At 45.6% G+C, this 15,025-nt stretch carries 14 protein-coding genes; 3 read left to right on the forward strand and 11 right to left on the reverse strand.

The window, feature by feature from the left end:
• Window positions 1–54 precede the first annotated feature (54 nt).
• From QUA47_RS08525 to QUA47_RS08550, 6 genes are all read right to left on the reverse strand, one after another.
• Window positions 55–3,096, reverse strand: a complete 3,042-nt coding sequence (locus QUA47_RS08525; protein ID WP_333430432.1) for an SMC family ATPase — start codon at window positions 3,094–3,096, stop codon at window positions 55–57.
• A 220-nt stretch (window positions 3,097–3,316) separates the two neighbouring features.
• On the reverse strand, window positions 3,317–4,492 hold the full coding sequence (locus QUA47_RS08530) for an exonuclease SbcCD subunit D (protein WP_333430433.1): 1,176 nt from the start codon (window positions 4,490–4,492) through the stop codon (window positions 3,317–3,319).
• Window positions 4,493–4,537: 45 nt separating this feature from the next.
• On the reverse strand, window positions 4,538–4,783 hold the full coding sequence (locus tag QUA47_RS08535) for a DUF433 domain-containing protein (protein ID WP_445301714.1): 246 nt from the start codon (window positions 4,781–4,783) through the stop codon (window positions 4,538–4,540).
• A gap of 6 nt (window positions 4,784–4,789) precedes the next feature.
• Entirely contained in the window at window positions 4,790–5,131 is a 342-nt protein-coding gene (locus QUA47_RS08540) for a DUF5615 family PIN-like protein (protein WP_333430434.1), read from the reverse strand.
• A 3-nt stretch (window positions 5,132–5,134) separates the two neighbouring features.
• Entirely contained in the window at window positions 5,135–5,461 is a 327-nt protein-coding gene (locus tag QUA47_RS08545) for a DUF433 domain-containing protein (RefSeq protein ID WP_333430461.1), read from the reverse strand.
• 76 nt (window positions 5,462–5,537) lie between these two features.
• On the reverse strand, window positions 5,538–6,431 hold the full coding sequence (locus QUA47_RS08550; RefSeq protein WP_333430435.1) for an ion channel: 894 nt from the start codon (window positions 6,429–6,431) through the stop codon (window positions 5,538–5,540).
• A 112-nt stretch (window positions 6,432–6,543) separates the two neighbouring features.
• On the opposite strand from QUA47_RS08550, the gene QUA47_RS08555 reads away from it, so the two are divergent.
• Entirely contained in the window at window positions 6,544–6,864 is a 321-nt protein-coding gene (locus tag QUA47_RS08555) for a hypothetical protein (protein ID WP_006634523.1), read from the forward strand.
• 305 nt (window positions 6,865–7,169) lie between these two features.
• Here QUA47_RS08555 and QUA47_RS08560 read toward each other — a convergent pair whose 3' ends face one another.
• From QUA47_RS08560 to QUA47_RS08575, 4 genes are all read right to left on the reverse strand, one after another.
• Entirely contained in the window at window positions 7,170–8,504 is a 1,335-nt protein-coding gene (locus tag QUA47_RS08560; protein WP_333430436.1) for a hypothetical protein, read from the reverse strand.
• 551 nt (window positions 8,505–9,055) lie between these two features.
• Window positions 9,056–9,577, reverse strand: coding sequence for a hypothetical protein (locus QUA47_RS08565; RefSeq protein WP_190656828.1), 522 nt, complete (start codon window positions 9,575–9,577; stop codon window positions 9,056–9,058).
• Between the two features lie 289 nt (window positions 9,578–9,866).
• The gene (locus QUA47_RS08570; protein WP_333407338.1) at window positions 9,867–10,220 is read right to left on the reverse strand and encodes a hypothetical protein; all 354 of its coding nucleotides are present in this window, start codon (window positions 10,218–10,220) and stop codon (window positions 9,867–9,869) included.
• Between the two features lie 387 nt (window positions 10,221–10,607).
• Window positions 10,608–11,708, reverse strand: a complete 1,101-nt coding sequence (locus tag QUA47_RS08575) for a saccharopine dehydrogenase NADP-binding domain-containing protein (protein ID WP_333430437.1) — start codon at window positions 11,706–11,708, stop codon at window positions 10,608–10,610.
• A gap of 310 nt (window positions 11,709–12,018) precedes the next feature.
• On the opposite strand from QUA47_RS08575, the gene QUA47_RS08580 reads away from it, so the two are divergent.
• Together QUA47_RS08580 and QUA47_RS08585 are read left to right on the forward strand one after the other, a co-directional pair.
• Window positions 12,019–12,243, forward strand: coding sequence for a polymorphic toxin type 34 domain-containing protein (locus tag QUA47_RS08580; RefSeq protein ID WP_333430438.1), 225 nt, complete (start codon window positions 12,019–12,021; stop codon window positions 12,241–12,243).
• Between the two features lie 192 nt (window positions 12,244–12,435).
• Window positions 12,436–13,236, forward strand: a complete 801-nt coding sequence (locus QUA47_RS08585; RefSeq protein ID WP_333430439.1) for a HEAT repeat domain-containing protein — start codon at window positions 12,436–12,438, stop codon at window positions 13,234–13,236.
• A 77-nt stretch (window positions 13,237–13,313) separates the two neighbouring features.
• On the opposite strand, the gene crtO is transcribed toward QUA47_RS08585, so the two are convergent.
• Entirely contained in the window at window positions 13,314–15,011 is a 1,698-nt protein-coding gene (crtO, locus tag QUA47_RS08590) for a beta-carotene ketolase CrtO (protein ID WP_333430440.1), read from the reverse strand.
• Window positions 15,012–15,025: the final 14 nt, after the last annotated feature.

Below are 15,025 nucleotides of genomic sequence, written 5' to 3' on the forward strand. Positions count from 1 at the left end.
GTGATAATGTACGTCCTTAAGCAAGTTTACTATTTCACGCACACGCCTCTCACTTCAGGATCTATGTACTTCTATTTTAGAACCTTGGGGTGATTTAGAAACTTTAACTTGTGCGGGCAATCTTTCGCCCAATTCTCGAACGTGGGTAATCACTCCAATCAGCCTTTCTCGCTGCCGCAAAGATTCTAAAATTTGAGTAACGCTTTCGAGAGTTTCGGTATCTAAAGTACCAAATCCTTCATCTAGAAATAAGCTGCCCAAGTGAGCTCCTTGAGACAGCTTTTCTGACAAAGCTAAAGCCATTGATAAGGAAGTGGCAAAGGTTTCGCCACCGGAAAGAGTACGCACTCGTCTAGCTTCGCCGCCGTTCCAATTATCTGCTACCCAGTATTCGCCGTCTTGGTTTATTAGTTTGTAGCGATTTTCGGTTAATTCTTGCAAAATTAAGGTGGCGCTGCCGACTAATTCTGCTTCTAAATGTTCTAAAATGTATGATTGAAATTCGTTGGATTTGAGGTTCTGCGCTAAGGTGTGATAAGTTTGCTCTTGTTCGGTGAAATTTGTGATTTGCTGTGACAGTCTTTCGGCTTGTTCGAGATTTTGGGCGGCTACTTGAATCCAAGCTAACAGTTCGGCGCGGTTGTTGTTGGCTTGTTTGAGGTTTTCTTGGGCGGTATGTTTTGCCGCTCGCACTTGCGCTAAAGTATTCTCATCGGTAGTTCGGCCTGCGATCGCCTCGCTCAAATCTTTCGCCCGCGTCTCTAACTGAATTTTTGATTCGCGGTGAGAGCGAATAGCATTTTCCCATTCTGATTGTTCCTTAACTGTCGCAACCGCTGCTAAAAATGTCTCTTCTGTGAAATCAACCGCTGTTAATTTTGCGGACCAATCCAGGTTTAACTGCTGTTTCTGGGCTTGGGCTTGTCCAAAAGCTTCTCCCGCTTGTTGCTCTCTCTCTGCTGCTTGAATAACCTTATTTTGAGCAGTTTGATAGGATTTTTCGGCAACTCTCAGCAGATTTGCCAAGTCTTGCTTGTCTTGTTCTAAGACTTTTGCTAAATTAGCATAAGGTTGATATTCGGTAATTTGATAAAGCGCATTTACACAACTTTGCAACTGCTGCTGGCGGCGGTCTGATTCGGCGATCGCATCTTGATATTCCTGCTGTTTAGCTGCTTGAGTCGCTACCGCAAAATTAAATCTTTCCTGAAAATTATCATATTCCAATGATGCCAGTTGGAACTGCTGTTCGGTTTCGCGGTATTGGCGATCGCTCTCTTTAAGGATTGCCAACTCCTGCTGCAACCCCAAGCTTTCCCAGTGAGGAGTATCCAAAACTTGAGTGATTTCCTGCTGCAATTCGGCAACTTTATGCGCGGTTAATTCCAACATTTGAGCAATTTCCGACTCTTTTTGCAGGCAGGCTGAAACTGCACTTTTTCCCTCAGCCGCCAACCTTTGAGCATCTTGAAAAACCTTATTTGCTGTCGCCAATTTCTGCCGCAAACCAGCGACATCGACAATATTAGAATTCGGCAAAGGAGGGAGGCTCTCGCTCTCAGGATGCACCCCCCCGCACACCGGGCAAGTATCGCCAGAATTCAGCGACATTCTGATAGCAGCAACACTCTCTAAACGTGCCGCTTCCGCATTAGCGGTTTCCGCCGCTTCTAACTCGCGGGCGCACTCTTTTAGCCTGAGTTCAACTGCTTCTAAATTAGCGGTAACCTCCACATAATTTTGTTGAGCGCTTTTCTTCTGGATCAGAGATTTATCCAACTGTTCTTGCTGAGTCTTTTGCTGCTTGGTAATTAGCTGAATTTCCATCAATAAGGGTGAAATTTGCTGCAACTGCTCTAAACGCTTTCCTCCCGGCGCATACTGTGCGAGCTGTGCCGCTGCTTGAGTAACTCGAAAACCCGCACTTTGAATTTTAGTGTTAGCAGCTTGCAAGTCTTTATCTGCTGCCATAAAAAAGCGGAGTTTTTCCTGTTGAATTTTTTGGGCCAGGGCAACTTCTTTTTCTAATTGAGCGCGCTGTTCTTCATATACTTTAGCAGCAGCTAGAGCATCTTCCCGAGCCTTAATTTGTGGCGCTAGCACTTCTTCTTTCGCTTTTGCCGCGTCAAGTTGCTGCTGCTCTATTGCTAGCTCAGAGCGAGCTTTAATTAACTGCTTTCGCGCTGCCACCGAGGCACTTGCGGCAGTTTCATACTGACTGCGAGCCGATCGCACTAAAGCCCAATCTCCCTGTAAATGATTGGCAGCTTGCGCTCTGTCTAAACGCTGTGCTAAAATTGCAACCTCAGCAGAATTAGCATTTAATTGGGTCAGTTCTTGTTGTAGCTCTTGCCAGCGAGCGATTTGCGAAAATAGCTGTTCCTCTTCATCGAGATCCTTCTGAGCTTTCATCACAGCGCGCTCGAACTGGGGCAACTGCTGCTCTAAAATCAAAAGTTGCGATCGTCTTTGAGCCACCTCATCAGCCGTCGGCGCACTCAAATCGGCTAGCTGCCTTTCCACCATTTCCCGTTCCTGTTTCAGCAACTTTGCGAGTTCATTTGTTTCCTTCCGCATCTGCTCAAAAATCTCAAATCCCGCTAGCTGCCGCAAAATTTCCCGGCGTTTTGATGTATCCCCTTTAATAAACTCATCAAACTTGCCTTGAGGCAGAACAATTGCTCGCGTAAAAGTATCAAAATCCATTCCTAAAATCTGTTCAATCGTATTTTGAACAGCAACGATACTCGTCCCCAAAGTTTCCCATTGACCATTTTGCCAGTTGTCCAAAATCACCTTATTTTCGGGAGATTTGGGACGGAAACGCCACCTTCGCGTCACCCGATACTGTGCCGAACCCACAGCAAAACGCAACTGCACTTTTAAATTTTCGCTGCCTTGACTTGCCAAATCACTTACTTGTTTGCCGCTGCGAGTTGTCGTGCCAAAAAGAGCGTAAGTCATGGCATCTAACAGTGAAGATTTGCCCGCACCTGTAGCACCAGTAATTGCAAACAAATCGAGTTGAGAAAAATCTAAACGCTGTTCCTGGCGGAAGCTGGTAAATCCTTCGAGAATAAGTTCGAGTGGACGCATACTGATTTTAGTTTTAGGATTTGGGGTTTTAGATTGTATTACTCTTTACCAGGCTCCGCCTGGTAATGCAGATCGGGAGGCTCTGCCTCCAATTTTCCTATTTGCCTGGTAACGCATATCCGGAGGCTCTGCCTCCAATTTTCCTATTTAAGCGCGAGGCAGAGCCTCTGGATATTTCCAGACGGAGCCTGGGAACCAGTTATTGTATCTTTTTACCCATTTAATTGTTAACTGTTTCCTTAAACTTCTTGTACAAATTTTGAAATTCCTCCAATACTGTCGGTTTCGGTGTCGTTCCCAAGCGGTTTTGATAATAGTTGCAAAACTCTGCTGCCGGATCGAAATTATTGGGATCGATATTAGTTATTTCTGTTGCTTCTAGCGCTGCATCTGGATAGCGCGGTTCAATTAACAGCGCTTGAGAACAAATTTGGCGCACTCGATCGGCAAGTCCGATTTGCGGACTGTCCAGTTCGACAATTACTTTCAAGAAACCCGGATGATACTGATGAGCTTCTAAAGTTTCATCGAGATTGTCGTTATGACATTTAAGCACTTTTAAGGGCTTGTGGCAAGCCACCGGCTTAAATTCCACCTTGGCCTGACTTCCCGGCTCAACTTCTATCAAGCAAAATCCTTTTTCCTGTTCCGCTTCTCCAAAATCTAACTGAATCAAAGAACCGGAATAATAAGCGGGAGAAGTCTCAGAAATCCGCTGGTGAATGTGGATGTGTCCGAGGGCGACATACTGAGCTTCCGGCGGCAGAGTTTGCGATGATAGCAGGTATTTTTCTCGCGTGTAATAAGCGACTTCGGATTTGGCCAATCGAGCGCCGTCAATGCTCATGTGTCCCATGAGAATATTGACAGTATTGTCTCTAAAATCCCTGGTTAAATCTTCGAGTAAATATGCTACTATTTCGCGGTAATCTTTTCGGCGATCGGCATCGCCCGACTGCCAGAGAGAATTAGCATCTAACAGTCTTTGTTCGGAAGCAAAAGGCATCGCTCCCACACAAAGTTTACCGCTTTTTGTATTAAGAGTAATTGTGCCGCCGTCTGCGGAACGCCTGGGTTTGCCTAAAGCGCGAACACCGGCGAGGGAAAGCAATTGCGCGATGCTGTCGATGCGGGATGCCGAATCGTGATTACCGGCGATCGCAATTGCGGGAATTCCTGCCGCTTGGAGTTCGCAGAAAAAGTTATAAGCAATGCGTTCGGCGTAAGCGGGTGGGTTGGGCACGTCGAAAATGTCACCGGCAACGAGCACAGCATCGACATCCAAGGCTTTTGCTTGCTTCAAAATCTGTTCGAGGGCGATCGCAATTTCAAAAGTGCGATCGATCCCTCGAAAACGTCGCCCTAAATGCCAGTCAGCAGTATGAATTATTCGCATAGTACGAGGAGTATTTTGTTTATTTTAATAGAAACCTGTAACTTTTCAATCTTGCTCATTTTCTTGAATTGCTGTTTCAATCTCATCAGGATATGCCTCAGCATAACTAAAAGCATTCACCAAATCTCCTGCACAGAGATCGGGATGACCTTCTAAAATATGAGCATCGGTGGCATCTTGACGGCGATAACTTATTAACAGCCAAACAGGAATCCGCGTTTTTCGGACACAGGCTTCACCGCCCATGACACCGGGAGTCTTTTGAATTCCATACCAGAGGTATTTTATCACTTCTACTCACTCCAAAGGACGGTTAACTCGAATCAGTAAACTTCTCACTGTTTCTCGATTAGCAATAGCTTCATTAATGCGTAAAGCCAGCCTCTCCCTATTTGAATCATCTTTACAAACAATGATACCAGCATGGTCTGGTTGTAATGTATGCAGCCTGATAAAATGACGGCGATTGAGCGTTAAAATAGCGCGGTCAATACTCACTGCAAAAGCTAACACTTCTTCATCAGGAATTTTTTGATTAGCATTTCCTGCTTCCTGTACGGTAAGGACATCGTTACCTAAAGTCCTCAGCAATTCCACAACCCGCCTCGGAAATTGTTCATTTGCATAGAAACGCGCCACTTTTCAATCTTCCTCATTTTCTTGAATTGCTGTTTCAATCTCATCAGGATATGCCTCAGCATAAGCCCAAGCATTCGCCAAATCAGCGGCACGCAGAGTCGGATAGTCTTCTAGGAGTTCAGCTTCAGAAATACCTAAACGGCGAGCATTCACCAGCACCCAAACAGGAATTCGCGTTTCTCTGATGCAAGCATCGCCGCCGCACACGCCGGGAGTCTTTTGAATTCCCGACCAAAATTTTCTTAAACTTTGGGCTAGTAATTCTATAGCTTGAGCCTTCTCTTCGGGAGTTAAAGCCAAGAGCTGCGGTTCCAATTCTTTCAGTGTCATGTTCGCAGTTATTGAGTTCATAAATATTAACTTGTTTTGCCATACAGGTATTCTAGCACTGGCTCCATTAAAACATTCATTCCACAGGTTTCACATCGTGAAACCGAGTATAATCAACCACCCGCCCTCCCGTCGCCGATTTCAAAAGAATATCTACAAATCGCATATTCCACATAATTTCTGATGCCACAAAAGAATGTCGCGCGTGAATAGTTTGCGAAACTGTTTCGTCAATTCCTGTTAACGTAATTACAATTTCCGCTTGCTGTTCCATCAAGTCTTGGGCAGTAAGTTGGTACAAAGGACTGCTCTCGTCAATTGCGTGCATAACCGTCCAAGTTAAGGCAAAAATCGGAGAGTGACTCCGCACTAATTGCAAATCGTAAAAACGCCGCATAAATTCTCCTTCCGCTGTTACCTCGTTGCGGATCAAAGTAGCTCGCTGCTGCGCTTCTAAAATTTGGTTAAAACGCTGATTTGCCGTGCGGTACATCAGAGTCGGAACACCGTTGAAAGGAGCGATCACAGCTACGCGGCTGAAGATAACTCTAGCTGTTGGTCGGGAAAATCTAGCAAAAGCTAGTCCCGTAATCATCGCCACTCCCCACAAACCAAAAAGTGCTTGAATCGCGACTATAGTATTAGCGTAATCCGTGCGCGGATACATAGAGCCGTAGCCGATCGTCGCCATTGTTTGCACGCTGAAATAAAAGGCATCTGGGAAAGAACCCGGCCGCGCGTTAGCAATGCAATCTCCTCCCGCCAAGTAAGCTAAGGCAAATAAAGAATTCGTGACTGTATAGGAGAGACAAATCAGCATGAAAAATCGCGGCCAAGAAAGAGTTAGCAGCCTGTGGTAGAGGTCGGCAAAATGCAGGCGAGGTACTCCCAACTTGACAATATTTAAGGGGAATTGTCCTTGGCGGCTGACTAAACGAGCCTGTTGCTGGCGGTTGCGGGGAATTTTCATTGCGATTTGTAACTCCGGCTGTTTCAATTTGTAACTATTGCTTGGAGCGGGAAAACTTATCCTTTAGACTGATGTCTGATTCCAAAAATTCGGATACAAGCGGAGTTTAGAAATGGTTGAGCTTAACTGGCATGACTATCTCGTTATGGTTTCTTTTGTGGCATCTATTGCGGGTCTAGTCCTGCTGGGTGATAATCGCAACTCACCGCCAACGGACGATCGCACTTTGAGCGAAGAAATCCTAATCAAGATGAGCTTTACTTACTGGATAGTGTACTGCATCTCTTTTTTCGGGCTGAAACTTCACCTACCAGAAGATAGCTGGTTATTGCTCAGTTTGAAGCTGACTACTGTTCTTTCTTACTTGTTGACTGCTTCTAGCATACTCAGCCTGCCGCTGCAACGCATGGCTGTCCGACGAGTTGAAGATTAACAAAAGGTGTTTGTAGTGAGGACTGCAGTTCTTTTAATCGCGGTGAAGAAAAACTAAAGTCCTGACTGCAAAGCTATTTGAGTTATATTACCGGGCAATAAGCTCACAGCTAGCTGTGAGCTTGTTTAATGGTTTATTATCTGACGGATGCAGACCTAACGCGCCCAAAATGGCTAGGGTCGATCGCACTCATACTTGAAATTGCCACTCTGTTTCTGCTGTCCCTGGGCTGCGGCCATCTCATCGAGTATCCGTTGGCGAAGCCGGCGCATTAGGGCATAGCAGTATGCCACGAACTTAGCTAGTTAGGATTTAAAGCCTTTAGAGCTTTTCTTTTTCTCCTGCGGTTTGGACTTTGACTTATTAACTTCGCCTAAAGCTTCCTGAAATAAGTTGTGCAGGTGCACGGGAACGCTGGCAATTTCCGGGAGTTCGGGTTCTAAGGGTTTTTTAAACTCTTGCAGCAGGGCATCTAAATCGCGATCGAGCTGAAAATTAGTCCGCTGCAATACAGTTTGCAAAATTTGTTCTAATTTCGCTGGATTAACTTTAGCTAACCGCTGCCAAATCCAGACATTAATTGCAGGATCTTCTAGATAGTTACGCACCAGCTTTTCGTAACCGGGAACGGTTGAAAAGTCTTCGGCTGCTAGCAGTGCAGTAAATTGAGCGTAGGTAGACAAAAAAGTTTGTCCCCAGCGAGGATGAGAAAGTGCTGTCACCTGTTCGGCTTTCTTGAAGCGATCGGGCAATTCGACTTTCGGCATTACCATTTTTGAGTGAGGATTGCTATCGATGGCTACCTCAACTGAAGAAGGATCTGCACCGGCTGCTGCTATAGCTGCTGCTTTAATTTCTTCTGCATCAACTCCAGCATCTTCAACGATATCCGCCAGAGATTTACTTTCATCAATGCCGATATCAGCTAGGCGTTTTTTAGTGATGAATTCCTGAAATTCAGTCAACTGTTTATTCAGGTGATATCCCGAGAGCGTCAATTCATCACTGCCAAAAAATTCGGTAAAATCTTCATGGTACTTTTCTACTGACTGCCAAGCTTGCTCTAACAATTCCGGCGCATCGCTGTACAGGTTCTTTTTGTTATTTTGCTTGAAATTGCCGATCGCCACCGCCAACTTCGGCTTGCCCAATTTCCCCCTCAGAATGGGAGAACTCGAAAGTATCCACCAGTCATCAGTGAGGGGAGCGATGCGAGCCAGCAAGATTTCTCCTAACTTAAAGCGAGACATTTCTGCAAGAAAATTAGGACTGTTGGGCTTGACAACGTAGTGCTTAGCCGTCAGCCAGTTCATCAGTTCAAACTTGTCGGGGGAAAGTTGAGTGATTTCAAATAAGCCTGTGAAGCTTCTGTGCCGCCAACTTTCTAGCAAACTGCGATCGCCCTCGGTTAAATCCGGCTGACTTTCGACAAATAGGTCGATCGGCGTTTTGTCTCCGACTTTACCTTCGACTGTAAAACTGTCAATCACTTGATTTTGCTGAGCAATGTCGTAGCGCTCGCCGGTCGATCGAGCAGCAGCATAAGCTTCCAAAGCTACCGCCAACTCTCCCTCAGCATCCAGCACAAAGTCAATTAAATTTTGCTTGAGTGTCCAAGCTCTTTCCAACATTTCATCCACAATTTATACCGATTTTGAATGAGAGGATTTAGATTAACAATTATCGGACTTGAAGCCACCGACGCTTTACGATGCGGCTGCGATTGCAGACAGCGCATCGCGAACAATGGCAAAAATATGCGATCGATGCCTCAGTCCTGAATAAGTTTAATTTTAAGGCTAATAGTCAAAAAAAAATGCCCATCTCCAACCGAAGCATCCCGATTTGGTAAAAAGCGTTGATTAGGAGTGCGATCGTCCCGCACAGCAAAGCCTATACGTCTCTAGCGAGTTCTCACAGCGAACAGTCCTGTGAAATAAAAATCGTGCTGAAAAAGGCGATTTCAAGGGAGCATAAAAATACCCTCTCCGATGTAGAGAGGGGCTAAAAATCCCCAAAAACTTTGCTAAACTCGCTTTAAAAACTGTGCCACCTATCAACAACAGTCCAAGACGCAGCAGCCGGGTTTTTTTTTATCAAACACTTCCCTCCATTCCGGTACCCGGCTAAAAATAACCGGAACGCTTGAGTTTGTGTGCGTCCAAGACTGAGAAATACTTGGCGTAAGCCCTTAGCGGCCGTCTTTGTCAATGTCGCCAGGAACAGCACGTTCCACCCGATCCCAAGCGTCGCGCGTGGCGTGCTTCGCTTTGTCCCAACTCACATTAGATTTACCGCGATTTGTTTCGTAGTCGCGCTGCAAATCCGGTTCGATCTCGTGGAATTGCTTACCAGTATTGCCATAGCGGGTGTATCCCTCATAGCCGGTGCGGTATGCAGGCTGATAGTCTTCGTAAGTCGCGCTAGTGTCCACGTAAGGACGGGAACTGTAGTTGCTTTGCCAGTAAGCATCTTCTACCGTGGGGTCGATCGCCTCGGCGACACCTTTGCCGACCAAACCGCCACTAAACGAACCCACAACAGCGCCTACAACTGCTCCTACAGGCCCGCCGATGGCACCGCCGATCGCAGCACCCGCAGCACCCGCACTCGCCGCACCTATACCAGTTCCCACTGGATGAGCCCCTGTTTCCCCGGAAAGCGGGTCGAGGTTAGCATCAGGTTCATGTACCGTTTTTTTGTCATCGCTCATGATATTTTTTTCCTTTTATCTGACTGTAACTATTATTTAATTTACTTTTTTAATTCCTCTCTCTTCATCTTCCCTAAGGATGAATCTGCTAGCTTAAATAAAAGGGGAAGGAGAAAATCGCTCTGGATGCAACAAGTGGTTTAACCCCCTACTCTAAAGCGATAAGGTGCGCTGTCCGGCGCACCCTATAGAATTATTTTCAAGTGAGTCCTGATAGCGACTCAATTGTCTACTCACCGAAGCTCTGTATTTACCAGCAACTTGAGTTAGATAGAAATCTGTTGATTTATTAGTTGCCCGTGACCTTTTCGATCAACTCTTCAGCTTTTTGAACTATGCCTTCTTGCGGGTGTTCTCCCTTGTACTCTTTTAAGCTTTCGTCGTAAATTTTCTCGACGTTTGCAGGATTTTGAGCAGTTTTGACTATTTCATCGTAAGAGCCTGCTTGGGGATTGAGATCCTCGAAACTTGTTGCGGGTTCAGTAATTGTAGCTTCTTGCGGCGCGTGAGTCTTGTCTTGACCTGCGTAAGCACCGTGAGTGGGTACTACCGCTAGACCTACCAGACTAATCAAAGCCAGCGTACAGACTAGCAAAATGCTTTGAATCAATGTTTGTCCGAGAGCTTTTAAAACCCGCTTCATATCAACTTCTCCTCGTATTTTTCCGCAAAAATTATGGTGTTTGTCGCCCCTTCACTGCGATCGCACCTTGACAACCTTGGTTCAAGCGCAATCTTTGTCGCAGCTACCGCATCTAGAGCGAGCTAAAAGGGATGTTTCCCATGATGTCCAATATCTTAAGCGCCTGCTTGTTACAATTCCTTCTACCAAAAGATAGATTAGTTAGACAAGCGGAACTCATCTCCTATGAGGGGCGATCGCCATTCCTGCGAGGAACCCTATCTAGGGGTTTTCCCATCAATTACGAAGCCCCTGAGTCTTTTCTTTCGGCGCGTCTTTCGCGTCTTCGCAGTTCGGGAAAAAATCCCATTTACCAACATTTTAAATTGCTATAAATAAGCTAAGGAACTACAAAATAACCTGCTCTATGTCTAGGTTTCTGTTCTGCATAGCTGCTTCAAATAGCTCAGTAGAAAGAGCTTGTTCTACCGACCAAACTCCAGGTTTTTCCAGTTTACCTTCTAACATTAATTGAGCGATGCTGCCAGTACCAATGCCAGTAGCGACGGCAGCATTGGGGTGTACCGCTGTCGAGCAAACTTTAGCCGGTTGACCGTTTTTGAGACCGGTTACTTGCGATCGCACTGCCACACCAACCCCACTAAAACTATTAGTAACACTTGTCATCCCATAACTGACGTAGGAGAGAAATTCAATCACGGAGTTATTTTTGAGCCAGCTAGCAGGCCAATACTTGGCTACAAACCAGGTAAGGTGATTGTAAAGGTCGGGAGACGTACCGAATTTAGTCACAACTGATTTGACGGCGAATGTTTCGGGCAAAGTGATTGCTTCCGGCATATCAAACCAGTAAACCCCTGTTTTGCCGTAGGGCGCGGGAAATTCAATTGTTTCGCGATTGCTGTAGGGTTTTACTTGGTGCCACTTGCGATCTTCCCAAACCTCAAAAGGAGTTTGTAAACCTAAAAAAGTGGTTCTCATGACGGTAACGCCAGCGCCGCCCGAACCTCCGACTACATAACTCAAATGGATGTGTTCTGCTTCATCTAATTGTTCCACATCTCGGCGCACCATGCTATTAGACACACCGGGAAAAATGCCCGTATTAATAATAGCAGTAATCCCAGCATTCTTAGCGGTTTCGCGCAATTCTAAAGCCTTGCGAGTAAAACTGCGGCTGTCACTGACATCAGTATAATTAACACCTGCTTCGATGCAAGTTTTCAGCACGCCGGCGTCTCGGTAGTGAAAAGGCCCCGCACAGTGAACGACAAGATTAGACTCTGAAACTGCTTTTTGCAGGGCTGCACTGTCCGCTAAATCAAAAGTTTGGTACTGCACCCTATCGGCCGGCAATCCCGGCCCAATAGAGGCTTCAGAGTTGCGTCCGGTAACAGTAATTTCCGCGTCGGTGTAGGTAACAAGGTCTTGGGCAACACTGCTGCCAATTCGTCCTCGGCCCCCGACAATCAAAACTCGGTTTGCCATCGCTCAAAAAAGGGTAACGCTAATCTGAGTTTCTATATTTCCGTGCATAACTTGCATCTGCACAAAGGATGAATTTGTGATAACTCATATCTTGCACCAATGTCCATAACCCCAGAGGGGCGGGGAAAACCAATAAATCAAACTAATTGCAGACAAGTTCAATAAAGCCCCACCCAAGTATTGACAAGGTTGGGATGCCTGAGCTAGACTATAAGAATATGAACAGCCCCTAATATTTTTAATACTCCCTTATAATAAACCAAAAATAAAACACTATGACAGCAGTATAATAAACCAAAAATAAAACACTATGACAGCAGAAGGTAATGTAGCTGATACGGGTATTGTAGAAGAAGCTAAACAACTCATCGCACAAAAAAGAGCATCAGATATGCCTGAAGCACTCGAAATATTGAAACAGCAAGCTAAACGCGATAAAGATAAAGAAAAAATGGAAAAAATTAAAAGAACCCAGAAAGCCTTTGGTGGCAAACATAGCCGACACAGCGGCAAAAAGAAGAAGACCAAAACGTAAGCTGCTCAAAGAAATATCTCCCAAAATTAGTCTGCAATTAGTGTAGTACCACGAAATTTAGAGAGTTTTGGGGGATGTCGAATTACTCACACTTAGTCATTTTGATACTTGCGTAATGCCAGTCAATTTAACTGACTAAGTGTGAAAATAACCTAGGCTGGAAGCACTAAAATTTAGGGAGGTGCAAAAATTATGGATAAGCTGACAACTGAAACACTGCTAGATTATTGCGATTCTGATGATTATGCCCTGCAAACAGAAGCATTGATACAGCTTGTAGATGCAGAAGTTTATGAGGCTGTACCGAAGATATTAAGATTGCTAAAATCCGCCGATGAATCAATTAGAGCCGATGCAGCCGAGGCATTAGGTTATCTGGGTTCAGAGGAAGTGGAGACAGTTGGTCTTGCATTAATGCCTTTGCTAAACGATCCTGAAGAACTGGTTAGGTCTGAAACAGTTGAGGCATTGGGAGAACTTGGTTATAGTCCTGCGGTTGTACCGATAGAATATATTCTCAGACATGACCCTTCGGCACTGGTTCGCGCATCAGCAGCAGAAACTCTAGGATATTTAGAAGAACCATCAGCTATAGAAACTCTGGAGCTTTCACTGCTTGATGTTGATGAAGATAAAGCAGTTAGAGGGTATGCTGCTAATTCGATCGGGCTTTTAGGTACGCCGCAGCTATTGCCAAAACTGGAAGAGTATCTAAAACTAGAGCTTCCTTTATCAGTAAAAGCTGAATTGCTGGGAGCGCGGTACTGGTTGGGCGCGAAAGAAGATATCGAAAAGCTATTGAGTTTGTTGGATAATGCTGATGAACATTTAGCAATGATCATCCTGAATATTTTAACAGATTTGACCGAACGGGAGGAGCAGCCAACATTGGCGAAAGATGCTCCCGATTTAGAAAAGGTATTGAGGGCGATCGCAAATCGTTTTCCCTTCACAGGACATCAACCAGAAAAAATTCTCGCACTCGCCCACTGATAAATCAATACAAACAAACGCAGATAACGCTCCCATTCATCTGCGTTTATCTGCGTTCATCTGCGGTTTAAAAAATCTTACTTCTCATTACTCCGAAATACCGACTTACCCTTCGCTTTCAGAGTATTAGCCGCATCTGCGAAAGTCTGCGCGATCGGCTGCTGCGAGTGTAGGAAAACGCGAGCCGTATTGCGTCCCGGCATCCCCGAAATCGAGCCGCCCGGATGCGTTCCCGCCCCCGTGAGGAACAAACCGTCGATCGGCGTTTTGTAATTCGCCAACTCCGGTAAAGGACGGAAAAATATCATCTGATCTAGCGTCATATCAACGTGATAATAATTTCCCTTCAAAGCCCCCAAACGCTCTCCCAATTCCGCCGGACTTTCCACGTGGCGGCCGATAATTGCATTTTTGATATTGGGTGCATATTCTGCTAATTTATCAATGCAGCGATCGGCAACTTTGTTTTTCAGCTCATCCGTCCAACCCGTACCGTGCTGGCCGGTTCCTTCAGCATTTTCGATCATGTAAGGAGCAAAAAATTCAATCCAAGCCGTATGATGTCCGGGGGGAGCCATTGAGGGGTCTAGTACCGTCGGAAACACCACATACATCGATGGGTCAGAGTCGGGGATTCTGCCGATGGAAGGGTCGCTGTGAGAAAGTTCAACGTGTCTCACCGAGTCTGCAATTAAAACCGACCCAATTAAATATTCGTCCCGATGATTCCAGCGCTCGAATCTAGGCGCTTCATTGAGAGCTAAGTCTATTTTGAGAATAGTCTCGTTGTTGTTAACAATTTTGCGCTCCAATCTTTCCCGCAAATCCGGGTCAGCACTGTCAACATCGCTGGAGTCCATTAAGTGCAGAAACAACCGCTTAGCATCAATATTAGAAATGACACCTTTTGTAGCGCGGTATTCCGTGCCCCCGGCAACTCGAACTCCCACAGCGCGACCATCATCAACTAATATTTTGTCTACGTGCTGGTCGGTAAGTACCACACCCGAGTATTTTTTCACTACATTAAGCAGCGCTTGCACTAATGCACCCGTCCCTCCGCGCGGTCTTGCCATGCCGGGATTGTGCCTCATTGCCAGCATAATTGCGCCTACAGCCAAGGTTTTTTGCGAAGGAGGGGCGCCGAGTTCTGAGGCGAATCTTGCGAGGGGTGCTTTGATAAATTCCTCGTCAAACCACTCGTTTACAATGTCTTCAGCGCTGGTGAGCATCGTGCGAATAAAGTCCAGCGTTTTGTCGGGGGAACCGATGACTGACAATAAATCTTTGATCTTTGCAATATCGTAGTTGCCCAGAATATCTATGATGGATTTTGGTGGCGCATTAAACATCGGAACCATTGCACCTAAAGCCCGCTGCCAAAAGTCTGTATATTCGGCATATTTTTTAGCATCCCGCTCGTTGTAGCGGGCAATTTCAGCACAAGTTTTTTCTACAGATTTGTGCGCTAAGAAATATTTGCCGTCGGGATGCGGACAAAAGGCAACTGGATCGCAGAAAAGATATTCTAAACCGTGTTTTTCCAGTTCTAATTCTTCTACAACTGGCCCTAAATGGATAAATTCATGGTCGATCGCGCACATATTGAATTTAAAATCCGGCAATTCGGGAATCGCAGCTTCGGTAGTTGCCGCGCCGCCGGGAACCGAACGTTTTTCTAACAACAGGACGGTATATCCCGCTTTGAGGAGATAAGAGGCACAGACCAGTCCGTTGTGACCTGCTCCGATGATAATCACATCATACGTTTGCATAGATAAAGCTCTGG

It is taken from the genome of Microcoleus sp. MON2_D5 (assembly GCF_036701905.1).
GTDB lineage: Bacteria > Cyanobacteriota > Cyanobacteriia > Cyanobacteriales > Microcoleaceae > Microcoleus.